General features: G+C 62.2%; 20 protein-coding genes. 6 read left to right on the top strand and 14 right to left on the bottom strand.

Annotated features, from left to right (window positions below; genetic code table 11):
* Positions 1-41: 41 nt before the first annotated feature.
* From CJ178_RS17575 to CJ178_RS17590, 4 genes are all read left to right on the top strand, one after another.
* The gene (locus CJ178_RS17575; protein WP_095887243.1) at positions 42-368 is read left to right on the top strand and encodes a hypothetical protein; all 327 of its coding nucleotides are present in this window, start codon (positions 42-44) and stop codon (positions 366-368) included.
* A gap of 793 nt (positions 369-1161) precedes the next feature.
* Complete coding sequence (locus CJ178_RS17580) at positions 1162-2820, top strand: ABC-F family ATP-binding cassette domain-containing protein (protein WP_095887244.1); 1659 nt, start codon at positions 1162-1164, stop codon at positions 2818-2820.
* Positions 2813-4426, top strand: a complete 1614-nt coding sequence (locus CJ178_RS17585; RefSeq protein WP_095888024.1) for an ABC-F family ATP-binding cassette domain-containing protein — start codon at positions 2813-2815, stop codon at positions 4424-4426. Before CJ178_RS17580 ends, CJ178_RS17585 begins: the two co-directional genes overlap by 8 nt.
* A gap of 47 nt (positions 4427-4473) precedes the next feature.
* Complete coding sequence (locus CJ178_RS17590; RefSeq protein ID WP_095887245.1) at positions 4474-6024, top strand: bifunctional 3'-5' exonuclease/DNA polymerase; 1551 nt, start codon at positions 4474-4476, stop codon at positions 6022-6024.
* Here CJ178_RS17590 and CJ178_RS17595 read toward each other — a convergent pair.
* The 6 genes from CJ178_RS17595 to CJ178_RS17620 form a co-directional block, all read right to left on the bottom strand.
* Positions 6021-6671, bottom strand: a complete 651-nt coding sequence (locus tag CJ178_RS17595; protein ID WP_033233397.1) for an ABC transporter ATP-binding protein — start codon at positions 6669-6671, stop codon at positions 6021-6023. The two genes, CJ178_RS17590 and CJ178_RS17595, sit on opposite strands and share 4 nt — an antisense overlap.
* Complete coding sequence (locus CJ178_RS17600) at positions 6668-7579, bottom strand: oligopeptide/dipeptide ABC transporter ATP-binding protein (protein ID WP_033233398.1); 912 nt, start codon at positions 7577-7579, stop codon at positions 6668-6670. The genes CJ178_RS17595 and CJ178_RS17600 overlap by 4 nt, the downstream gene beginning before the upstream one ends.
* Entirely contained in the window at positions 7576-8397 is an 822-nt protein-coding gene (locus tag CJ178_RS17605; protein WP_033233399.1) for an ABC transporter permease, read from the bottom strand. Before CJ178_RS17605 ends, CJ178_RS17600 begins: the two co-directional genes overlap by 4 nt.
* Positions 8390-9424, bottom strand: coding sequence for an ABC transporter permease (locus CJ178_RS17610; protein WP_095887246.1), 1035 nt, complete (start codon positions 9422-9424; stop codon positions 8390-8392). Before CJ178_RS17610 ends, CJ178_RS17605 begins: the two co-directional genes overlap by 8 nt.
* A complete protein-coding gene (locus CJ178_RS17615) occupies positions 9421-11037 on the bottom strand; it encodes an ABC transporter substrate-binding protein (protein ID WP_257013247.1) in 1617 nt (538 codons plus the stop codon). The genes CJ178_RS17610 and CJ178_RS17615 overlap by 4 nt, the downstream gene beginning before the upstream one ends.
* Positions 11038-11130: 93 nt before the next feature.
* Positions 11131-12342: a 4-hydroxybenzoate 3-monooxygenase gene (locus tag CJ178_RS17620; protein WP_095887247.1), complete on the bottom strand. Its 1212-nt coding sequence runs from the start codon at positions 12340-12342 to the stop codon at positions 11131-11133.
* 111 nt (positions 12343-12453) lie between these two features.
* Here CJ178_RS17620 and CJ178_RS17625 point away from each other — a divergent pair, with 111 nt between their 5' ends.
* Positions 12454-13167 (top strand): IclR family transcriptional regulator, encoded by a 714-nt coding sequence (locus CJ178_RS17625; RefSeq protein WP_033233401.1) that lies wholly within the window; start codon positions 12454-12456, stop codon positions 13165-13167.
* Positions 13168-13173: 6 nt separating this feature from the next.
* Here the strand turns inward: CJ178_RS17625 and CJ178_RS17630 are convergent, their stop codons facing one another.
* Genes CJ178_RS17630 through CJ178_RS17645 form a run of 4 tightly spaced genes read right to left on the bottom strand, consistent with a single transcriptional unit; the run spans position 13174 to position 16990 of the window.
* Positions 13174-13929: a succinate dehydrogenase/fumarate reductase iron-sulfur subunit gene (locus CJ178_RS17630; protein WP_033233402.1), complete on the bottom strand. Its 756-nt coding sequence runs from the start codon at positions 13927-13929 to the stop codon at positions 13174-13176.
* A 1-nt stretch (position 13930) separates the two neighbouring features.
* The gene (locus CJ178_RS17635) at positions 13931-15862 is read right to left on the bottom strand and encodes a fumarate reductase/succinate dehydrogenase flavoprotein subunit (protein ID WP_095887248.1); all 1932 of its coding nucleotides are present in this window, start codon (positions 15860-15862) and stop codon (positions 13931-13933) included.
* A 25-nt stretch (positions 15863-15887) separates the two neighbouring features.
* A complete protein-coding gene (locus CJ178_RS17640) occupies positions 15888-16706 on the bottom strand; it encodes a hypothetical protein (RefSeq protein ID WP_033233404.1) in 819 nt (272 codons plus the stop codon).
* A complete protein-coding gene (locus CJ178_RS17645; RefSeq protein WP_033233405.1) occupies positions 16703-16990 on the bottom strand; it encodes a hypothetical protein in 288 nt (95 codons plus the stop codon). Before CJ178_RS17645 ends, CJ178_RS17640 begins: the two co-directional genes overlap by 4 nt.
* A 197-nt stretch (positions 16991-17187) precedes the next feature.
* Between CJ178_RS17645 and CJ178_RS17650 the strand changes: the two genes are divergently transcribed.
* Entirely contained in the window at positions 17188-19413 is a 2226-nt protein-coding gene (locus CJ178_RS17650) for an MMPL family transporter (protein WP_095887249.1), read from the top strand.
* On the opposite strand, the gene CJ178_RS17655 is transcribed toward CJ178_RS17650, so the two are convergent.
* The 4 genes from CJ178_RS17655 to CJ178_RS17670 are packed head-to-tail and all read right to left on the bottom strand — an operon-like array spanning position 19414 to position 21905.
* Positions 19414-20265: a DNA-3-methyladenine glycosylase family protein gene (locus tag CJ178_RS17655; protein ID WP_095887250.1), complete on the bottom strand. Its 852-nt coding sequence runs from the start codon at positions 20263-20265 to the stop codon at positions 19414-19416.
* Positions 20262-20867 carry a methylated-DNA--[protein]-cysteine S-methyltransferase gene (locus tag CJ178_RS17660; protein WP_095887251.1) on the bottom strand — a complete coding sequence of 202 codons (606 nt, stop codon included), beginning with the start codon at positions 20865-20867 and terminating at the stop codon, positions 20262-20264. The genes CJ178_RS17655 and CJ178_RS17660 overlap by 4 nt, the downstream gene beginning before the upstream one ends.
* Positions 20864-21361 (bottom strand): RNA polymerase sigma factor, encoded by a 498-nt coding sequence (locus CJ178_RS17665; protein WP_095887252.1) that lies wholly within the window; start codon positions 21359-21361, stop codon positions 20864-20866. Before CJ178_RS17665 ends, CJ178_RS17660 begins: the two co-directional genes overlap by 4 nt.
* 43 nt (positions 21362-21404) lie before the next feature.
* Positions 21405-21905 carry a methylated-DNA--[protein]-cysteine S-methyltransferase gene (locus tag CJ178_RS17670; protein WP_045065083.1) on the bottom strand — a complete coding sequence of 167 codons (501 nt, stop codon included), beginning with the start codon at positions 21903-21905 and terminating at the stop codon, positions 21405-21407.
* Positions 21906-21963 lie beyond the last annotated feature (58 nt).

Raw genomic sequence — 21963 nt, forward strand, 5'->3', positions numbered from 1 at the left:
ATCATTGATTTCGAAGAATCCTTCATCTACCTTTCAGCCGCATGGAACAAGGAATCCTTTACGTCACCTCCCGCCCGAGCTCGCCCGAGCGAGAAGCCGAGTACAACGAGTGGTACGGCTTACATCTGCGCGAGGTCTGCGCAATACCCGGATTCACCGGAGCTCGGCGCTTCGCTCCGGTGCAGGACGACGGCCCGTACGTTGCGGTATATGACATTGAGGCCGAAGACATTACCGAGGCTCTGGCAGGCCTTTTCGCCGCAGCCACCGAAGAGGGAAAGATGCAGATGTCGGATTCCATGCAAATGGACCCGCCTCCCACGATTCGGCTCCTGAGACTGTGTGGGACACACGCGGCGAACGACTGACGTCGTGATGAGCGGAGAACTGCAGCGCCAAGACGACACACGCCACCACAGACATTGACAAAGCTTGCCGAAATGCACTCTGCACGCGGAACCAGCATCGGTGCAGAACCCGCAGAATCTCGCCACTAACGGTCGGCACACCAGAGTATCCGCGCTACCCCTGATGGAGCGCTGCAAGGTTCCAGCCCGCGACACCCTGCTAACACCCCACCGGGCAGTGGCGCCCCATCGGACACCTCAATGCACCGGCGGCGCGAGAGAAGGCAGAAGATCACCGCACGCTCGGCACGCGACACATGGACAGCGCCGGCTCAGCGCGTCGTAAGTCGATATTGCCGATGACAACACAATGACAAAGAATCTCAACAGGTTTCGACGTCGAATCCCTCGACTTTGAGCCTCCTACCGGAGAGCCGGAAATTGGCATACCCTGCCACCTGCTCGTACTCGATACGATCGAGAACGTAACCTTCCGGGTAGCAGCGTCGACGTCGGGCCCAACAGTTTCTGACGTATTGCGCGAGAGGCCGCGCGAAATCAATCGAGCATGGCGCATTGAGCGCTGTGTGATCGACGAGGCAACAGTTTCGGGTGTTATGGTCGGTTCCGAATAATCGGAGCGAGAAAGATCGAAAAATGGTTGGTGAACTCGACATCTCCGGGTAATACCCGGCACTGACGGCCACCGGTAAGCGCTTTCGGAGCGCTGCCGCAGTGGCCATGTTGTCGTTCACCACATCATTTCTTTCGCGGAGCCGCTTTGACGCGCCCGCGCGACACTCGAGGTCTCATCATGTCCGATTCATACATTGTCTGTTCACACCTGTCGTTTGCCTGGCCTGACGACACACCGGTTTTCGAGAAACTGTCCTTCAGTGTGCCCGGCGGCCGGACCGGGCTGGTAGCACCGAATGGCGCCGGAAAGAGCACCCTTCTCCGGTTGATCGCGGGTGACCTGCCCATAGGCGGTGGCAGCGTGTCCGTCGACGGGCTGCTCGGGTACCTTCCGCAGAGCTTGCCGCTGACCGGCGACCTCACCGTTGCCGAGGTTTTGGGGATCGCGCCGATCCTCGCGGCGTTGGACGCTGTCGAGTCGGGGGACGCCGCCGAAGAGCACTTCACCACGATTGGTTCCGACTGGGACATCGAGGAACGTACCGGCGCCCAACTGGACCGTCTCGGCTTGGGAGACCTGTCGTTCACCCGCCGACTTCACACGCTCAGCGGGGGCCAGGTCGTCTCGCTCGGTCTCGCTGCGCAACTGCTGCGCCGCCCGGACGTGCTGTTGCTCGACGAACCGACGAATAACCTCGATCTCGATGCGCGACACAAACTCTACGGCGTCCTCGACGATTGGAACGGTTGCCTGCTACTGGTCAGCCACGATCGTGTCCTACTGGACCGAATGGACCGCATCGCCGAACTCGACAATGGTGAAATTCGTTTCTACGGTGGAAATTTCACCGAATACGAAGGCGCCGTGAACGCTGCACGGGAAGTTGCCGAAAAGAACATTCGCAATGCCGAGCAGGACGTCAAGCGGGAGAAACGGGAGTTGCAGCAGGCCCGCGAACGCGCTGCTCGTCGCGCAAGCAACGCAGCACGCAACCTCGGAAACGCCGGGCTACCGAAGATCTTCGCCGGGACGATGAAACGCAATGCCCAGGAGTCTGCCGGCAAGGCAAACGAGACGCATAACGCCCGCGTCGATTCGGCCAAGGCCCGACTCGATACCGCGGGGCGAGCGTTGCGCGACGAACAACGAATCACGTTGGAACTGCCCGGCACCGATGTTCCTGCGGGCCGGACAGTGTTCCTGGGCGAACGGATGCAATTCCGTTTCGGTAATCGGGAGGTCTTCGCCGACGGCGGGGCAGATCTGGCGATCCGCGGACCTGAGCGAATTGCGGTGACCGGTCCGAACGGCGCGGGCAAATCCACGCTGCTGCGGATCATCAACGGCGAACTGCCCCCGACTGGCGGCAAGATCGCACAGGCGCAGGGCCGCGTTGCGTATGTGTCACAGCGACTCGACCTACTCGATGTGAACCTCACCGTCGCGGAGAACCTCGCTGCTTTTGCCCCGGACATGCCGGCACCGCAGCGGATGAATCTGCTGGCACGCTTTCTCTTTCGTGGATCTCGCGTTCACCTTCCAGTCGGGGTCCTCTCCGGTGGTGAGCGGTTGCGAGCGACCCTCGCGTGCGTGCTGTTCGCCGAGCCGGCACCTCAATTACTACTACTCGACGAACCGACCAACAACCTCGACCTTGTCAGTGTCGGGCAGTTGGAGAGTGCGCTCAATGCCTATCAGGGTGCCTTCGTGGTCGTCAGCCACGACGAACGGTTCTTGTCCGAGGTGAAGGTCGAACGCTGGTTACGTCTGTCGGAGGGACGTTTACGCGAAGTCGCCGCACCGGCCAATGTCACTCTTGGTGATGAACATGCCTGAAACAGCGTTGATTGCACAAGATCTCGTCCGCACGCTGGGAACGCGGCGGGTACTCGACGGCGTCTCACTCACCGCGGCACCTGGTGATCGGATTGGTCTCATCGGCGAGAACGGCGCCGGGAAGTCAACTCTGTTGCGGGTGCTCGCGGGTACGGACGAGCCCGATGCGGGCAACGTGGAGCGACCGTCTGATCTCGCGTTCCTGCAGCAGGAAATGGTGTACGACAACAAGACGACGATCGCCGACGTACTCGATACAGCCCTCCGGGACGCGCGCGAGATCATCGCCGAACTCGACAGAGCTGCAAAGGAACTCAGTCATGCGCCCGAGGATCACACTGCCGCCGACGCCTACACGGATTGCCTTGCACGCGCGCAGCGACACGAGGTGTGGGATGCGGACCGGCGGGCCGCGATGATTCTTGGCGGGTTAGGTCTCGGACACCTTCAACATGAACGCCTCCTCTCGTCGTTGTCAGGTGGTCAACGCAGCCGGCTGGCCTTGGCGGCTCTGATGATTCGCCGACCATCCGCGCTGTTGCTCGACGAGCCGACGAACCATCTCGACGACGAGGCGGCATCGTTTCTGGCCGAGCATCTTTGCGGCCTGTCCGGGGTTGTCGTCGTGGCCACTCACGACCGCGCGTTCCTCGACGCCGTCTGTACGGATCTGATCGACCTCGACCCCGCTCTGGACGGCCCCACCCGCTACGGCGGTAACTACACCGCGTATCTGTTGCAGAAACGCGCCGAACGGGAACACTGGCAACGGCGATTCGATCAAGAGCAGGAGGATCTGGACGCGTTGCGCTACGCGGCCGGTGTCAGTGCATACGAGGTTGCGCCGAATCATGTGAAGCGCGACAACGAAAAAATGGGATACGGTCACGCCGGGGGTCGAGTACAGAACCAGATCGCACGCCGGGTTCGCAGTGCCACCCGCCGGCTCGACAAGCTGGAACGAGACCAGATTGAGCAACCCCCGGAGCCTCTTCGATTCAGTCCTGGCGTGTTCATCACCCAGGATGAGGACGAAATCCTCCTGTCATTGCGGCAGGTTCGAGTTCCTGGCCGAATGACGATGGACAGTCTCGATATCTCATCCACCGACCGACTACTGGTCATCGGAGCGAATGGTGCCGGGAAATCCACCTTGCTTGCAGTACTCGCCGGCGCGCTGGACCACACCGGCACGCTGGCACGAAAACCCGACCTGACGATCGGCCTTTTGGCGCAGGACACCGCGTTCGATCGGGCTGACCGAACTGCGCGGGAAATCTATGATCTGACCCTCGGCGCGGAGATTGCCGAGAAGGTTCCGTTGGATTCCCTTGGCCTGTTGGCGGTTTGGGATCAGGACAAGTTGGTTGGCGAGTTGTCCGTCGGTCACCGTCGCCGGCTGGCGTTGGCACTGTTGGTGGCCCGTCCACCCGAGTTGCTGCTTCTGGACGAACCGACCAATCACCTGTCCCCGAGCTTGTGCGATGAACTCGAGGACGCCATGGGCACCGGTCCGGGCGCGATCGTGCTGGCCAGCCACGATCGGTGGCTACGATCCCGCTGGAAAGGAAAGGAAGTCCGAATGCACGGGCTGGAAGCGGGGTAGAAGCACTCGGGCCAGTTGTTGTCGGACCCAACCGTCACACTGGAGCAGTGAGAGTTGTCCTGGTTCCCGGTAGTACGACGTCCACGGGAGCAGTCACCGCGACGGTTGTTCGCACCGACCCCGACGGGACTGCCGTCGGCGACCGCGTCGAATATCCCGATCTGGTTGCCGCGGTCCAAGCTATCGAGAGTGCCGAGCATCCACGGTGGGTCTGGCCGAGCACAGCGTCGGTCTACCCGATGTTGCTGCGCGCCGGCGTCCACGTACAGCGCTGCCACGATATTTCGCTGACCCGCGCGATCCTGAGCATGCGCGCGGGTCAGCCGTCACCACCGGCCGAGGAGTCCGACGACGACCGTCTCGGCTTGTTCGACACCGCTCCCGTCCTCGATCCTGATGGTGTTGTTGCGGAGTTCGCGGAGCAACGCACTGTCATCGGCGCCGACGCGCGCCTGGATCTGCTGATTGCCGCAGAATCAGCCGGCGCGCTCAGTGCTGCTGAAATGACACACACCGGGTTGCCGTTCTCGACGCGGAAGCACCGCGAACTCCTCGAAGAGAGACTTGGCCCCCGGCCAACGGGGTACGACCTCCCCGTTCGCATGCAGGAACTTGCCACCCAGATCAGCGACGCCTTCGGGCGGACGGTGAACCCCGCGTCGTCCGTCGAGATCACCGAGGCATTCGGGCGCCAGGGCATCGAACTGCCGTCGACGCGCAAGTGGTTTCTTCAGGAAGTTGATCACCCGGCGGTTCCGTTGCTCCTGCGCCACCGTGAACTCGCCAAGCTGTACAGCACCAATGGCTGGCAATGGATGGACAGTTGGGTGCGTGGCGATCGCTTCCGCCCCATCTACGTTCCCGGTGGTGTTGTCTCGGGCCGGTGGGCAAGCCGAGGCGGCGGCGCCCTTCAGATTCCGAAGACCATGCGCTCGAGCGTTGTTGCCGATCCCGGACACGTATTCGTGGTGGCCGACGCCGGTCAACTCGAGCCCCGGATTCTGGCTGCCATGTCACGCGACCGCCGCATGATGGCGGCAGCCGGTGATGACGATCTGTACGCCCTCGTTGGCGCCGAGGCATTTGGCGGCGACCGCGCCAAAGCCAAAGTTGCCATCCTCGGAGTGCTCTACGGTGCCACCGCCGGTGAAGCCAAAGCGCTACTCACGTTGCTGCGCACGCGTTTCCCCGTAGCGGTCGAGTACGTCGAGCAGGCTGCCAAAGCCGGCGAGCGCGGCGAGGTAGTGCACTCTCTGCTCGGCCGAGCGTGTCCCCCACCGTCTCCCGATTTCTATTCACACGGCGACGCTCACGCGCGCGGACGTTTCACCCGCAACTTCGTGGTGCAGGCAACGGCCTCGGAATGGGCTCTGTGTCTCCTCGCCGACCTGCGACGACGCCTCGCCGAGGACCCGGACGGCGAATTGGTATTCTTCCAGCACGACGAGGTTGTGGTGCACACGCGAAACCCCGAGTCCGGCACAGCTCACGTACTGGCTGCGGCAGCATCGGCAACTCGACTGCTGTTCGGCGACACGGTTGTTCGATTCCCCATGGACGTCGGGGTCCGCGAAAGCTACGGAAAGAGCAGCGTCTAGCCCGCTCGGATGTCGTCGAGTTCGTGAACGCGTGTGCAGCACGCGTCGAGCAGATCACGATCGTGGCTGATGAGCAGCACCCCGATACCGTGATCCGTTGCCCGTCGCTCGATCAACCGAACGATGGTGGCGGTGGTCGCGGCGTCGAGCATCGCGGTGGCTTCGTCGCAGATGAGGTAATGGGGTTGCTGCGCCAATGATCTCGCGAGCGCCGCGCGTTGAAGCTGGCCGTCACTGACCTGATGCGGGCGACGCGCCAGCAAGTCGGGTGTGAGTCCGACTTCCGAGGCCAGTGCTTCGATGTCGATATCGCGGCGCGCGATGTCGGCGGGCTGCCCGATGATCCGTGCCAGCGTCTGCCGGGGATCAGTTGCGGCGCGTGGCGATTGGAAGAGCATGGACACCGCCCCTCTGAACTCAGCGGGAACACCGAACTTGGTTCCTGCAACGCGAGAACCGTCGATCTGCACTTCGCCGGACCACGGCGCGTCCAGCGACGCGAGAATCCTTGCCAGCGTCGATTTTCCGGTTCCGGACGGCCCGGTCAACCCGATCAGATGGCCGGCCGGGATCTCGAGGGAGACATTCTCGAGGACGGGACGCCCACGCTCGTAGCCACCGGTGACATCCAGGGCGCGCAAACTCATCGTGCACTCACCTCCCGGCGGGTTCGGTACGTGCGCTCTCCGAACGTGACCAGTTCGGTCGGCCCACCGGATTGCGTGGACTCCGGTCGGCGCAGGTAGTAGACGCACTCGTCCGGAAGATTCGTCAATTGAGGGGGTGATCCGGGGATGGGATTGAGCCCGCGAGACGGCAAGGCTCCGAGCAGGTCTCGGGTGTAATCGTGAAGCGGCTCCTGCAGAACCTGCGCAGCCGGGCCAATCTCCATGATGCGCGAGGCGTACATGACGGCCAACCTGTCTGCGATCGCAACTCGGGTCAACGACGCCAGATCGTGAGTGATCAGCAGAACCGCGGCACCCGCATCGGCGCACTCGCGCAGCAGGCCGAGAACATGATCGGTGAGCGCGCGGTCCAGGTTGGCGGTCGGCTCGTCGGCCACGACCACCGACGGGTCCCCGGCCAACGCGCCGGCAATGGCAACCCGCTGCGCCATGCCACCCGACAGTTCGTGCGGGTAGCAGTCGAGGGCGGAAGGTTCGAGACCCACTCGCTGCGCCAAGCCGTCGCAGGTGTGGGCGGTGCCGAGTGCGTCGATCGTCTCCTGCAGTTGCGAGCGTGCCGTCCGCACCGGCGTGAGATATGTTGCGGCAGATTGTGGCACGAGTGCGGCATGACCACCACGGAAGGGTGTTCCGGAAAACACGTCGATGTCGTCGACGGTGATGGTACCGGTGCGCTGAGTGCCAGGCGGCAGCATGTTCATCACCGATGTTGCGATGATGGACTTGCCACAGCCGGATTCTCCGACCAGCGCTGTGACAGTCCCAGGCGGCACAGCAAGGTCGATGTTGCTGGCAGCGTGAACAACCGAGCCGCCGGGCAGCGGAATCCGGACGGTGAGCGCATCGATTCGAAGGCCGGCATTCACAGTCGAAGCTCCGATGGCCGAGGCGGCGCGAGCTTCGAACGCAATGCCGAACCGGCCACCGCCACCGCAACGGTAGTGATCACCAGTACGGCTGCGGGAAACACCAACGTCCACCAACCACCGAGCAGCAGAGAACTGCGAGCCTCTTCCAGAAGTGTTCCCAGACTGGGTTTGTGGGGCGGAAGTCCGAATCCGAGGAACGAGAGCGTCGACTCGTGCCACACGGCGTGCGGCAGCAGGAGGACCACCGCGATCAAGGCCTGCGGGGCAGCAGCCGGAACCAGGTGGCGAGTGATCACATGTCTCCGGCTGGCTCCGGCGAGGACGGCTGCGTCGATGTACGGGCGGTCACGCAAATTCAGGATCTCGCCGCGGATGATGCGAGCTACCTGGGTCCAGTGTGTGAGTGCGATCGAGAGAACGATGGCGAGGATACTGCCACGGAACATCGCGACGATGACGATGCCGAGCAGCAAGTGCGGGAGGGCGTTCACCGCGTCGGTGCCGCGCATGACAACTCGGTCCACCCAGCCGCCGAGGAGTCCGGCAGTGGTGCCTACCGCCACCCCGATCACCGTGGACAACAGTGCGCAGGCGAGAGCGATCAGCAACGACGTCCGGATACCGGCAGCGACTCGAACAAACAGGTCTCGCCCCGCAGAGTCGGTGCCGAAGGGATGCGTGAGCGACGGAGCCATCCGGGCCTGCGCGAAGTCGGTGACACGGTCGTCGACGTCGGCGATCCACGGAACCAAGCCGGCGTAGAGCGCGACGAGGATCAGGACACCGACGGCGATTGCGAAGCGGCGTTTAGCCATCTGTGCTCACCCTCGGGTCGAGGAGGGCAACAACCACATCAGCGAGAAGCGAGCCGAGCATGACCGTCAGAGTTGTTCCGACCGTGAGGAACGCGAGCAACGCCATGTCGAGGTCCCGAGCGGAGGAGACGATGGCACCGGCAATTCCCGGCCAACTGAACACTTCTTCCACCAGTACCGCACCGACGACAAGTTCGGGCAATCGGACTCCGATGATGTTGACGAACGGCGCAAGCGAGGTCGGCACGATATGACGTTGTGTGATGGTGGAAGTCGGTATTCCGCGCGCCACCGCCCCGGCGACAAATCCTTCACCAGTAGATCCGACGACGGATTCGCGCACTGCGAGGAGTAGCCACGGCATTTGGGAGATCGCAAGGACGGCGACCGGGAGAATGAGGTGCCGAATGACCTGCGCCGGTGTGGGATCGGCACCACCGTCGGTCAACCCGGCCACTGGCAACCAACCGAGAGTCAGCGCGAAGAGCGCGATAGCTCCGAGCGAGAGAACAAACGGCGGAAGTCCTTGAACGACGACGCACAGCCCGGACACGGTTCTGTCCAGGAGCCCACCCTTGCGGATTCCGGCGAGCACTCCCAGCACCAGCGACGCGAGAATCGCAATCACCAGACTGACGCCGACCAGGAGTAGCGTCCACGGCAGTCGTTCGGAGATGACTTGGGCGACTGACTGATTGAAGGATCGAGAGACGCCCAGATCGCCGGTCACCACTGCATGCAGCCACGTCCAGTACGTGCTGTACCAGGGGTTGTCGAAACCCATCTGCGCGGCGATCAGAGCCTTGTCCGCGTCGCTGGTTGTCATGTACCGCGTGCCCAGATAGCCGACAAGCGGATCGAACGGCGAGATTGCCGCGGCGGCAAACAAACCGGCGGACACGACGATGATCACCGGGACGATGAACAGCATCCGGCGCCCGACCATCACGAGGATGGAGCGTCGGCGAGCGTTGTGCGATCGTACCGGGTCCGACGTTGCACCGGCTCGAACGTCGAGCGCCGTCATTGTTCTTGCGTCCACGTCTGCAACGACCACCACGGACCCCAGGTCACTCCGTGCGCGTGCGGTTCCAGCACCGGACCGGACATCGTCCAATCGGAATCTTTCGACACGTACGTGTGATCGAGGAAGACCAGGTACACATAACCGGGATCATCGACGTACGCCTGCTGCACATCTCGGTAGGCGGCGTCGCGGGTCGCTTGGTCGAGGCTTCGGCGACCGACGTCGAGTCCAGCGTCGACAACCTGATTCGAGTAGTCACTGGGATTGTCGTAGATGCTGCCGACACCGGGAGCGATGGACGCGGAATTGAGTGCGTCGTAGGCCTGGGTATCGGGATCGAACGGTTCGTCGCCGCCGCCGAGCAGTGTGGAGTCCCGATTGATTCGCGGATCGATGCGATCCCACGACAGTGCTTCGAGATCAACTTCGACGCCGATTCCAAGCGCGTCGGATGCAAAGGCCTGGGCCAAGTCTCGACGGACTGTATCCACTGAGTTGTACATGATCGTGAACTGCGCGCGTCGACCGTCTTTCGAACGGATGCCGTCACTGCCTTCGATCCAACCGGCATCGGTGAGGATCTGCTCGGCCTTGGCCGGGTCGTACGCAAACGTTGCGTCCGGGTTGTACGAGGCACCGTAGACCTCGGGAATCGGCGTGGCGGCGACGCGGCCGTGCCCACCGAGAACGTTGTCGATCATGGACTGCCGGTTGGCGGCAAGGTTGAGCGCCATGCGCATCGCCGGGTCACCGGCTACCGGATTGTCGGTGGGCAGCGAAACACCACGCCAGTCCGCGGACTGATGGGCCGTCACCGACATGCCGTCCCGCGATTCGAACGTATTGGCAAGCAGCGGCGGGAGATTGGTGCCGTCTATCTCACCCGAGGCCATCCGCTGCGCCCGGGTGTTGTCGTCCGGAACATAGAGCAGCGTGAGCTTCTTGATTTCCGGTGCGCCGTCCCAGTAGTTCTCGTTGGCCGCAAACACCGCGCGGTCGGGTGAAAGATCGACAAGGGTGTACGGCCCGGTCCCGATCGGTTCGGTGTTGAGCGTCGACTCGGCCGCCAGAGCGGGTGTCGCCACGGACTCCGACGGCACAATGCCGATCAGCATCTTGGTGAGTAGCGGTGCGTAGGAGTACGCGAGACGGAACTCCACGGTGTTCTGGTCCAGCGCTACGACATCGCTGATCATGTCGAACGACGACTTCGCCTCGGACGCTGATGCCGGATCGAGGATCGCCTTGTACGTGGCAACCACGTCGGCGGCGTCAAAAGTGGAGCCGTCGGAGAAGGTGACGCCGCCGCGGAGAGTCACGGTCCAGAGGGTGGCGTCGGCGTTGGCGGTGGGGATCGACGTGGCAAGAGCCGGTTCGAAACCAGGCATTCCCTCACCGCCGCGCAGGCTCACCAGACCGTCGTACATCTTGGCTTCGCCGGCCGCACCGAAGCCGGCGACGGGGTTGTATCCGCCCAGTTCGTAGCCGTCGGCGAGGACCAGACCGTCGCTTGCGGTCGACGTGCCCGACGGGGTGCTGCACGACGTGACGAGCAGGGTGCCGACGACGGCAGCGATCGCGAACGTCGGAACTCCGGAACGGATGAGACCCACTGTTTGCCCCTTTTCTTCTGAATAAAAATAACATCTGTACAGATATTCAGATAAAAAATGGGCAATGCGGACGTTTTGCCAGACGGCAGCGCGTCAGGACACTGTGTGAACCAGTTGCGGCAGCGGCAGGCCGGTGTAGTTCTCGGCAATCAAGGTCAGCCCTGCTTGGGAGCTGGTCACGACGTCGAGTTCAGCTTCCTGCCGTTTGATGTCGAACGGCGACGCGTCGGGTGCTGTATGCAGCATCGTCGACATCCACCACGAGAAGTGCTGAGCACGCCACACCCTCGGCAACACAGCCGCGGAGTAGCAGTCGAGGGCTTGTCGATCCCCAGCGGTAAAGAAACCGACCATGGCGTCGGCCAGAACCCACACGTCGGCCAGCGCGAGGTTCATGCCCTTGGCGCCGGTCGGTGGGACAGTGTGCGCGGCGTCCCCGGCCAGGAACAAGCGGCCGGATTGCATGGGTTCACACACAAAGCTACGGAACGGCAGGATGCTCTTCGAGAAGATGGCACCCTCCTTGACCTCGACGCCAGGTCCGTCCACGCGTCGGTGCAACTCGTCCCAGATTCGATCGTCCGACCAGTCGTCGACAGTGTCGTCGACCGAAACCTGTAGGTAGTGCCGCTGCACAGTCTCGGATCGTGTGCTGCAGAGTGAAAATCCCCGCGGGCTGTGGGCGTAGATGAGTTCGTCCGAGGTTCGGGGGGCCTCGGCAAGAATGCCGAACCAGACGAACGGGTACTGGCGGAAGTAGTCGGTGCGTACCTCGGGCTCCGGAATGAGGTGGCGCGTCCCGGTTCGCGAACCATCGCATCCCGCAACAAGTTCGGAGTCCAGCCGCTGCGCCTGACCGTCGGAGTCAACAAACGTGATGAACGGGCGATCGCCAGTGTGCTCGTGGACCTCGACGTCACTGACGCCGAAGCGAATGTCGCCGCCGTCTGCCAGCCTGCGCGCAATCAGATCGATGAGCACCTCATGCTGCGGGTACACAGTGACAGCCCGACCCGTGAGCCCTTCGAAGTCGACGCGACGCCCCTCACCGGCGAACCTGATCTGGGTACCGGTGTGGCGATGACCTTCCGCGAGTAACCGATCACCCACGCCGGTTGCGATCATCAAATCCACGGTGTTCTGCTCGAGAATTCCCGCCCGGATCGTTCCTTCGACGTCTTCGCGGGTACGGCATTCCAGGACAACGGAATCGATCCCCTGAAGATGAAGAAGATGGGAGAGCATCAGACCGGCCGGACCGGCCCCGACGATACCGACCTGGGTGCGAATGGGCGGCAGACTCATAGAACTCTCCTCGGTAGAGAACAACTTTTCACTGATTGGATGGTCGCGGGACATGAGGGCCGTCAACAAGGTAGTTTTCATTGAGTGAAAGAAGTCGCTACTCCGCCGGGAATGCTGGAACGAGCTATGGTCCTGCTCGATCTGTTCACTCCGCAGCACCCCCGCCAGACAATCACCGAACTTGCACTGGGTTCCGAACTGCCCGTGCCGACGGTCTTTCGCATCTGCCGAGAACTCACCAGGCTCGGAGCCCTCGAACGTGGCGACGACGGCCGATTTCAGATCGGACTTCGGGTCTGGGAGATCGGGTCCCGCGCACCCCGAGCACACGGTTTACGTTCCGTAGCAATGCCGTTCATGGAGGACTTGCACGAAATCACCGGGCAGAACGTACAACTGGTTGTCCGCGATCACCTCGAGGCTGTCTACCTGGAGCGGTTGTCGAGCCACGACGCCGTCGGTCTTGTCGGCCGGGCTGGTGGACGATTGCCGCTGCACGCGTCCAGCGGTGGGCTGGTGCTTCTGGCTCATGCTCCCCATGGCGTCTTCGACGATGTTGTCGCGGCCGGATTGCGGGCGCTGACGCCGTTCACGATCACCGAGGAACCTACGCTTCGTTCTCTGCTGGCCGAGATCCGCCGCACCGACATCGTCATAGCTCGCCAGTACCTCAATCTCGGCACGCTGGCGATAGCGTCGCCTATTCGCCGCTCTCGCGACGTTGTCGCGGCATTATCTGTTGTCGTTCCACTCGACACCGGCAGCGCTCCCCTCGTCCCGGCACTGCAGGCGGCCAGTCGCGCGATCTCCCGAGGAATTTCCTGACCCGAATCAGGTTTCACCTCGACGGAAGATCTTGTTGCCCAGCCAGACCAGCGGATCATAACGCCGATCCACGACTCGTTCCTTCATCGGGATGATTGCGTTGTCGGTGATCTTGATGTCCTCCGGGCACACCTCGGTACAGCATTTGGTGATGTTGCACAGACCGAGTCCGGACTGGTCTTGCGCGGCGTCCCGACGGTCTGCTGTATCGAGAGGGTGCATTTCGAGTTCGGCGATCCGAATGAAGAAGCGGGGGCCGGAAAACGCCTCCTTGTTGTCCTCGTGATCGCGCACGACGTGACAAGTGTTCTGACACAGGAAGCATTCGATGCACTTGCGGAACTCCTGCGAGCGGGCGACGTCGATCTGCTGCATTCGGTACTCACCGGGAGCCAAGCCGGGCGGCGGTGTGAACGACGGAATCTCGCGTGCCTTCCGGTAATTGAACGAGACATCGGTGACCAGATCACGGATGACCGGGAATGCGCGCATCGGAGTCACAGTCACCACTTCGTCCTCCGCAAAAGTCGACATCCGCGTCATACACAGCAGCCGCGGACGCCCGTTGATCTCCGCTGAGCACGATCCACACTTGCCCGCCTTGCAGTTCCACCGCACCGCGAGGTCCGGAGTCTGCGTGGCCTGCAACCGGTGAATGATGTCGAGCACCACCTCCCCCTCGTTCACCGGAACCGAATAGTCCCGCAGCTCACCACCATCGGCATCGCCGCGCCACACCCGGAAACTCGCGTCGTAGCCCATGTCAGGTTTTCCTTCCCGGATGGCCGGCAAGTTCGGCGTCCGTGTAGTACTTCGCCAACTCGTCGATGTCGAAGAGCGCCAAAAGGTCCGGTCGCATCGGCGATTGCGGCTCGGAGGTGACCTGCACGTCGGGAACAACAACATCCGCTCGCCCGGCGACCGCTGCATCCACAGCGCACACCAGCAGGGTGTTGCGCCACTGCGCAGCCATCGCCGGGTGATCGTCCCGAGTATGTCCGCCCCGGCTCTCGGTGCGCAGCAGCGCGGCTTTCGCGACACATTCGCTGACCAGCACCATGTTTCGCAGATCCACAGCCAGATGCCATCCCGGATTGAACTGCCGATGCCCCTCCACCACAACCGAATCGATCCGTCGTTTGATGTCGTCGAGCGTGCGCAGCGCGCGGTCGACTTCCTCAGCGGTGCGGATGATGCCGACCAAGTCGTTCATCGTCTGCTGCAGTTCGGTGTGCAGGGTGTACGGGTTCTCGAGGGCACCGGCGTCACCCTGAGGTTCGAACGGCGAGAGCAACATCCGTGACGCGGCATCCACGTCGCCGTCCGCCACGACGGGCCGAGCAGGCAGCGACTTCACATAAGTCGCGGCGCCGAGGCCGGCTCGTCTACCGAACACGAGCAAATCCGACAGCGAATTTCCGCCCAGCCGGTTGGACCCGTGCATTCCGCCGGAGCACTCCCCCGCCGCGAACAACCCCGGTACGTTCGACGAACCGGAGTCCGGGTCGACCTCGATCCCGCCCATCACGTAGTGGCAGGTCGGACCAACTTCCATTTGCTCTTTTGTGATGTCGACGTCCGCGAGTTCCTTGAACTGGTGATACATCGACGGCAACCGGCGCTTGATTTCCTCGGCCGGCATTCGCGACGCGATGTCGAGGTACACACCGCCATGCGGGGTTTCGCGTCCCTCCTTCACCTCGGTGTTGATGGCACGAGCCACCTCGTCGCGGGGTAGCAGATCGGGGGTGCGCCTGTTGTTCTCCTGATCCTCGTACCACCGATCGGCTTCTTCTGCCGTCTCGGCGTACTGGCCCTTGAACACCGGCGGAATGTAGGAAAACATGAAGCGGTCGCCCTCGGAGTTCTTGAGCACCCCACCGTCGCCGCGCACTCCCTCCGTCACGAGAATGCCTTTGACGCTCGGCGGCCACACCATGCCTGTCGGGTGAAACTGAACGAACTCCATGTTGATCAAGTTGGCGCCCGCGCGAAGTGCCAGCGCGTGTCCGTCCCCGGTGTACTCCCACGAATTGGATGTGACCTTGAACGACTTGCCAATTCCGCCGGTAGCCATCACCACAGCCGGTGCTTCGAACAGCACGCACCGTCCACTCTCACGCCAGTATCCGAAGGCACCGGAAATACGGTCGCCGTCCTTCGTCAGTTCCGAGATGGTGCATTCCGCAAATATCTTGACGCGTGCCTCGTAGTCTCCGGTGGCCGCGAAGTCTTCCTGCTGAAGCGAGACAATCTTCTGCTGCATCGTCCGAATGATCTCGAGACCTGTTCGGTCACCGACGTGAGCGAGCCGCGGATACGTGTGACCACCGAAGTTGCGTTGACTGATTCGCCCGTCCGGCGTCCGATCGAACAGTGCGCCATAGGTTTCGAGTTCCCACACTCGATCCGGCGCCTCACGCGCGTGCAGCTCCGCCATCCGCCAGTTGTTGAGGAACTTCCCACCGCGCATCGTGTCCTGGAAATGCGTCTGCCAGGTGTCCTTCTCGTTGGCGTTGCCCATCGCGGCAGCGCACCCACCCTCCGCCATGACGGTGTGAGCCTTGCCGAACAGCGACTTACAGACCACGGCAACAGAGAGTCCTTGCTCTCTGGCCTCGATCACCGCGCGTAGTCCGGCTCCGCCGGCTCCGATCACCACGACGTCGTAGGTGTGCCGTTCGACTTCGGTCATTCACTCTCCCTGAAGAATTGGGTGGTCAATTGATCAGACGTAGGTCGTCGATCGTGCCGCTGGCCACGAGCATGATGTAGAAATCGGTGATCATGAGCGTGCCGAGCGTGGTCCACGCCAGCTGCATGTGCCGCGTGTTGAGTTTGCTCACCTGCGTCCACAACCAGTAGCGGATCGGATGTTTCGAAAAATGGGTGAGCCGTCCACCCGTGACGTGACGACACGAATGGCACGACACCGTGTAGGCCCACAGCAAGCACACGTTGCCGACGAGGATCAGCGTGCCGAGACCCATCCCGAAGCCACCGTCTGCTCCGTGGAAAGCCCGAATCGCGTCGTAGGTATTGATGATCGACACAACAACCGCGACATAGAAGAAGTACCGATGCGAGTTCTGGATGATCAGCGGAAGTCGTGTTTCACCCGAGTACGCGCGATGTGGTTCTGCGACCGCACAGGCAGGCGGCGACAGCCACACAGACCGGTAATAGGCCTTGCGGTAGTAGTAGCAGGTCAGCCGGAATCCCAGAAGGAACGGCAGCACCAGGAACCCGAGCGGAATCCACATCGGCAATTCACCGATCGGTGTGCCGAAATCGCTGGAACCCGGCGCACACGAGTCGCTCAGGCACGGAGAGTAGAACGGTGTCAGGTAGTGATAGTCCGCGACCCAGTACGCGCTGCGGACGAACGACCGGATCGTCGCGTAGACCAGGAAGACGGACAATCCCAGTACGGTCAGTAGCGGCGCTCGCCACCACCGGTCCGTTCTCAGCGTGCGTGCCGCAATGCGAGCACGCGAAGAAGCACCGACCCCACTCGAATCGATCGGTGGTGCACTCATCCGTCGTGCTCGGTCGGGTGGCCGCCGATACCCTCGTCATCGGCGCCCTGCCACATCGACGCGTCGTACGGTGTGTCGGGCACGGGGATTCGTTCAGCCTGTTCGTGATGGGTCAGGTGCGGCGGCGATGCGTCCAGATCGCCGGAGTCGATCTCGAGCCGCTCCAGATCATTGACCAACCGGCGGACCTGCGGTACGTCACCGTACAAGGACCGCAGCGAACCGACACAGTGACGGAGATGGTCGATGGTGCGCTCGAGTTCGAGCATTTCGGTGGTTGACATAAATCTCTCCAACCGATCGGTAGAAGTGGTGACTCATATCGGCTTCGACAATCGGGTCGCTGTACCTCCTGCGCGTGAAAGTTGTGTTCCTCGCATCAGCGGGTACCCCAATTGCGGTAGTTCCACCCGGCTTGCTCGCGTGTTCTACTGAAAATGTTGTTTTATCGGTGACGGCCTCATGCGCCCCCAGGAGAACGATGACCAAACTGGATTCCACTGACGCGGAAAAGAACGACGGCAGAGCGATCAGAGCCTTTCGCCTGCCGATCTTCACGGTGATCGCATTGGCGATCTTCGCCTTTGTCGCGGGCGGTTTCGGCGGTTCGTTCCAGAGCAAACTCGCAGAGGTTCAGAAGAACGACAACTCGTCGTATCTTCCGAGTTCTGCGGAGTCCACCGTCGTCGCAAATGAATCCGCGAAATTCCTTCCGGTGGAGACCATTCCTGGTTTTGTCGTATTCCATCGGGATTCCGCGCTGACCGATGCGGACAAAGCTGCTGTCGAATCTGCACGCCAAGCCATTTCCCGAGTACCCGGCGTCGATGCCGACGGGATGCAGCCAACTCAATTCTCCGCCGACGGCACCATTGCATCCATTTTCGTTCCGCTGATCGCCAAGGACGACGGCGCCGCGGTGTCCGGTGAGGACCTCGCGGCAACCGAACAGAAAGTCCTCGACGCGGCCGAGCAGGCTGCCGGCGACATGGAAGTCCTACCGGCAGGTCCTGGCGGGCTCCTGGTGGCCTTCATCGACGCTTTTGCCGGCTTGGACAGTGCGCTCCTCGGCGCCGCCTTACTCGTTGTCATCCTGATTCTTCTAGTGGTCTACAGATCGCCGGTGCTGTGGTTCTTCCCGCTGTTCTCGGCGCTCCTGGCAATCGGCTTGTCGTCGATGGTGATCTACTTCCTCGCGAAGGCCGAGATCCTGACCTTGACCGGTCAATCTCAAGGAATCTTGTTCGTACTCGTGATCGGTGCGGGCACCGACTATGCGCTGCTGCTCATTTCGCGTTACCGCGAAGAACTTCACAGCTACCCCAATCGATTCGACGCGATGATACGAGCGTGGCGTGAATCAGCGCCCGCGATCACAGCATCGGCTGTCACTGTCGTTCTCGGACTGCTCTGCCTGACCTTCTCGCAGTTGAACTCCAACAAGAGCCTCGGCCCGGTGGCCGCGATCGGGATTGCCTGCACGTATCTGGTGATGATGACGTTCATGCCCGTCGCACTGGCGGTGGTCGGCCGCTGGGTGTTCTGGCCCCGAACTCCACGCGTCGATCACGCCGCAGATCTTGCGACGCACGGCATGTGGGGCAAGATCGCGACAACTGTCGGCAACAGGGATCGCTCGTTGTGGATCGGCGCATCGATCCTGCTCATCGTGTTGTTCGCGGCCGGAATCGGAAGCCTGAAAACCGATGGGCTGACCGCGGCCCAGAACTTCACCAACACTCCGGACGCTGTTGTCGGGCAAGAACTCTACGATTCCGCGTTCGACCCGGGAGCCGGTGCACCGGCCGTCATCACTGCGAATGCGGATCAGTCCGACGCGGTCATCAAGGCGGCAAGCGCTGTCGAGGGTATATCCCAGGACGCCGGGTCCGTGTGCACGCAAGTCGACGTGGCGAAGGTCAGCGAATTGATCAAGACCAATCCAGCGGCCGTCGCCCAGGCAGCGGCCGCCGGCTGTGCCCCACCTGGCTTCACTGCCCCGCCGATCAACGGTCGAACCATGATCAACGCGATGCTTGTCGATTCATACGACTCGCCACAGGCACTCGAGACGATCAAGCGTCTCCGGACCGCTGTACACGCAGTTCCAGGCGCCGACGCTCTTGTGGGCGGCAGCACCGCAACCACACTCGACGTTCAAGCAGCGTCGGTGCGCGACCGCAATCTCATCATCCCCATCGTGCTTGCGGTTATCTTCGTTGTTCTTGCGCTACTGCTTCGCGCGCTGGTCATTCCCGTAATTCTGATTGCAACGGTGGTCCTTTCGTTTGCAGCCACCTTGGGCGTCAGCGGCTTCTTCTTCACTCACGTCTTTGGTTTTGCAGGCGCAGACCAGTCGTTCCCGCTCTACGCGTTTGTCTTCCTCGTAGCGCTGGGCATCGACTACAACATCTTCCTGATGACCCGTGTTCGCGAGGAAACCGGTGAATTCGGCACTCGCGCAGGTGTATTGCGCGGACTTGCCGTCACCGGCGGCGTCATCACCTCGGCCGGGATCGTGTTGGCGGCAACGTTTGCCGTCCTGGGAATTCTTCCACTGGTCTTCCTGGCCGAGATCGGTTTTGCCGTTGCGTTCGGCGTGCTGTTGGACACGATCATCGTGCGCAGCGTCCTGGTTCCCGCTCTGTCCCATGACATCGGCAAGAAAATCTGGTGGCCATCTAGCCTGGCGACCTCGAAAGACTGACTAGAGAAAAGCTTCTTTCGTCCACAGATGAAACAACGCGTAAGCGCGCCACGGTCGCCATTGCTCCGACAATGCCGCAGCTTCCTTGCCGGACGACACACCCAACGCGCGTTTGAGAACCAGATCATCCGGCACAAACGCGTCCCGATCTCCGAGGATCCTCACGGTGAGATAGTCGGCAGTCCACGGCCCGATTCCTGGCAGAGCTAGAAGATCAGCACGAAATCGCACTGGGTCGGCATCCCAGCCGAGATCAAGATACTCGGCAGCGGCAATCGCCAAGGCGTGCACCGTTCGTGCACGCGCACTGGTCAATCCGACAGCTTTCTGTATCGCGTCCGGGGAACTGGCCGCTACAGACTCCGCCAATGGGAAGGCCGAGAACTCGTGATTCACGGGCAGTCCGAACTCTCCGACAAACCGTCCACCAAATGTTCGCGCCGCCCCCAGCGAAACCTGCTGCCCCAGAACAGTCAGCACCGCAGTCTCGAAACCGTCGACGCTACCGAGCACACGTAAACCTGGCCGGGCCGAGATCAGCGGAGCCAGCGTCTTGTCCGACGCCAGCACCGCCTCCCACACACGATGATCGCCGTCGAGATCGAGCCACCGCCGTACAACCGACTCGAGCTGAGCGGCGTCCGTGTCCCTGTCCGCGCTCACCGACACACAATCGTCGTGCCATGACACCGACACGATCACGGGACCGGTCGGCAACGGCACGACGCGCACATGAACCCCGTCGTCGTGACGTTCCAATCCGGCTACCGCATGGGCCTTCAACGCGCCGATCAACGGCTCCGTCGCATACGGCGGCATGAACGGAAGAGTCAGCGTCGCAGCCTTGTTCATTGCCGCGATTCCAGGTCCAGCAGTACGGCCTTGAGCTCCGTGCCGCCCGCGTACTGGCCCAGGCTTCCGTCACTTCGGACAACTCTGTGACATGGCACCACCAACGGCAATGGATTCTTCGCACACGCCGTGCCCACCGCCCGCACTGCACGCGGGCTACCCGACGCCGCGGCGACCGTCGAATAGCTTGCGGTGTGGCCGTATTCGATCTCCGGAAGGTGGCGCAGCACTTCACGCCGAAATCCCTTTGCCAGCTGGAAATCCAAATCCAGGTCGAATTCCCTTCGGGCGCCGGCAAAGTACTCGTCCAGCTCCCGGGCAACGGCGTCGAGCCTGCGCGGATGATGCAGGACACGCGGACTGACAGTATCGGCCAGCCGTCCAAGCACGACGTCGTGCCCCTCGACGGCAAACGCCACCCGCACCAATCCGACGTCCGTTGCAGCGAGGAGCAATTTCCCGATCGGCGAATCAACGACCCGATAGGCAACATCGATCAACTGCGCCGCCGCAGCGGCATCAGCCAGCCGTGAGTGCAGTCGCGCCAGCGCTTCCGGGTCGGACGCGGGGAGTGCGCCGAACACATCAGCTTCGGTAGTCATGATCGGCTCCCTTCCGGAACGGTGTTGGTTAAGTATGTTTTTCGCAGGGACGCAATACCGTCGGAGCCGGCCTTCCTCGCGGCGGACGGAGTACTGCCCAGAATCTCGGCGATCTCCGCGTACGGCAGCCCGCCCAGGAAGTGGTACGCCACCGACGCTCGCTGCTTGAACGGCAGTTGTTCGAGTGCATCCCAGAGTTCGTGATTCCAGGTTCCCGGAAGGCCGATACGCGTCGGCAATTCCGGAAGGTCGTCGGTAGGAACCGCGACGCGCCCTCGTACTCGCACGATGTCGATGGCTTTGCGGTGCGCAATGGTCACGAGCCATGCCTCGACATTCGCGCCGGGATCCAGGTCCGGATAGGCACGCATTGCCGCCAGGAAGGTCTCGGACCACGCGTCCTCCGCGTCGACCGGACCGACCACAGCGCGGCACACCCGAAGCACCACCGCTCCGTGCTCTGTGACGACGTTCTCGAATGGTTTCAGTGCCACGATCGGTAAACGCTCGCATCACGAGATATGTGAGTTCGTTCCATCAGAACAGCACGTCCGAGATTCCACCGGACTCCTGCTCGAGCAGAAAGCGCTTGCGGTCGAGACCGCCCGCAAAGCCCGTCAGGCTCCCGTCACTACCGACCACGCGATGGCACGGCACGATGATGCTGATCGGATTCTTACCGTTTGCCGCCGCGACAGCACGAATCGCCAGAGGGTTGCCAAGCGTTTGCGCGAGGTCCATATAGGACCACGTCTGCCCGTAGGGAATTGTCCGCAGCGCATCCCACACTCGTTGCTGAAACTCCGTGCCCGACGGATCCAACGGCAACGAGAACTCGGTTCGCTCTCCGGAAAAATACTCGTCCAACTGTTCCCGGACAGCACCGAAATTCGCGGGTGAACTCTCCCCGAAGGTCGACTCGTTCGGCTTGTGACGATGCTCTGCCATGTAGAGACCGCACAAGCCGTTTGCCGTCGCGACCAGTGTCAACGGCCCGATCGGCGACTCGATCACTGTGTGGGTACGGTTATCCGCCATGTCTCGATCCTTCCAGGTATCGAGTAGCGACGGCCACGATGTGGGAACGCCAGCGCCT

Origin of the sequence: Rhodococcus sp. ACPA4 (genome assembly GCF_002300185.1) — a bacterium.
GTDB lineage: Bacteria > Actinomycetota > Actinomycetes > Mycobacteriales > Mycobacteriaceae > Rhodococcus_F > Rhodococcus_F globerula.

Coding starts and splice junctions, on each gene's coding strand:
- CJ178_RS17575 (WP_095887243.1), top strand. CDS start 42: ATGGAACAAGGAATCCTTTACGTCACCTCCCGCCCGAGCTCGCCCGAG.
- CJ178_RS17580 (WP_095887244.1), top strand. CDS start 1,162: ATGTCCGATTCATACATTGTCTGTTCACACCTGTCGTTTGCCTGGCCT.
- CJ178_RS17585 (WP_095888024.1), top strand. CDS start 2,813: ATGCCTGAAACAGCGTTGATTGCACAAGATCTCGTCCGCACGCTGGGA.
- CJ178_RS17595 (WP_033233397.1), bottom strand. CDS start 6,671: ATGAGTTTGCGCGCCCTGGATGTCACCGGTGGCTACGAGCGTGGGCGT.
- CJ178_RS17605 (WP_033233399.1), bottom strand. CDS start 8,397: ATGGCTAAACGCCGCTTCGCAATCGCCGTCGGTGTCCTGATCCTCGTC.
- CJ178_RS17610 (WP_095887246.1), bottom strand. CDS start 9,424: ATGACGGCGCTCGACGTTCGAGCCGGTGCAACGTCGGACCCGGTACGA.
- CJ178_RS17620 (WP_095887247.1), bottom strand. CDS start 12,342: ATGAGTCTGCCGCCCATTCGCACCCAGGTCGGTATCGTCGGGGCCGGT.
- CJ178_RS17625 (WP_033233401.1), top strand. CDS start 12,454: ATGCTGGAACGAGCTATGGTCCTGCTCGATCTGTTCACTCCGCAGCAC.
- CJ178_RS17630 (WP_033233402.1), bottom strand. CDS start 13,929: ATGGGCTACGACGCGAGTTTCCGGGTGTGGCGCGGCGATGCCGATGGT.
- CJ178_RS17635 (WP_095887248.1), bottom strand. CDS start 15,862: ATGACCGAAGTCGAACGGCACACCTACGACGTCGTGGTGATCGGAGCC.
- CJ178_RS17640 (WP_033233404.1), bottom strand. CDS start 16,706: ATGAGTGCACCACCGATCGATTCGAGTGGGGTCGGTGCTTCTTCGCGT.
- CJ178_RS17645 (WP_033233405.1), bottom strand. CDS start 16,990: ATGTCAACCACCGAAATGCTCGAACTCGAGCGCACCATCGACCATCTC.
- CJ178_RS17650 (WP_095887249.1), top strand. CDS start 17,188: ATGACCAAACTGGATTCCACTGACGCGGAAAAGAACGACGGCAGAGCG.
- CJ178_RS17655 (WP_095887250.1), bottom strand. CDS start 20,265: ATGAACAAGGCTGCGACGCTGACTCTTCCGTTCATGCCGCCGTATGCG.
- CJ178_RS17660 (WP_095887251.1), bottom strand. CDS start 20,867: ATGACTACCGAAGCTGATGTGTTCGGCGCACTCCCCGCGTCCGACCCG.
- CJ178_RS17670 (WP_045065083.1), bottom strand. CDS start 21,905: ATGGCGGATAACCGTACCCACACAGTGATCGAGTCGCCGATCGGGCCG.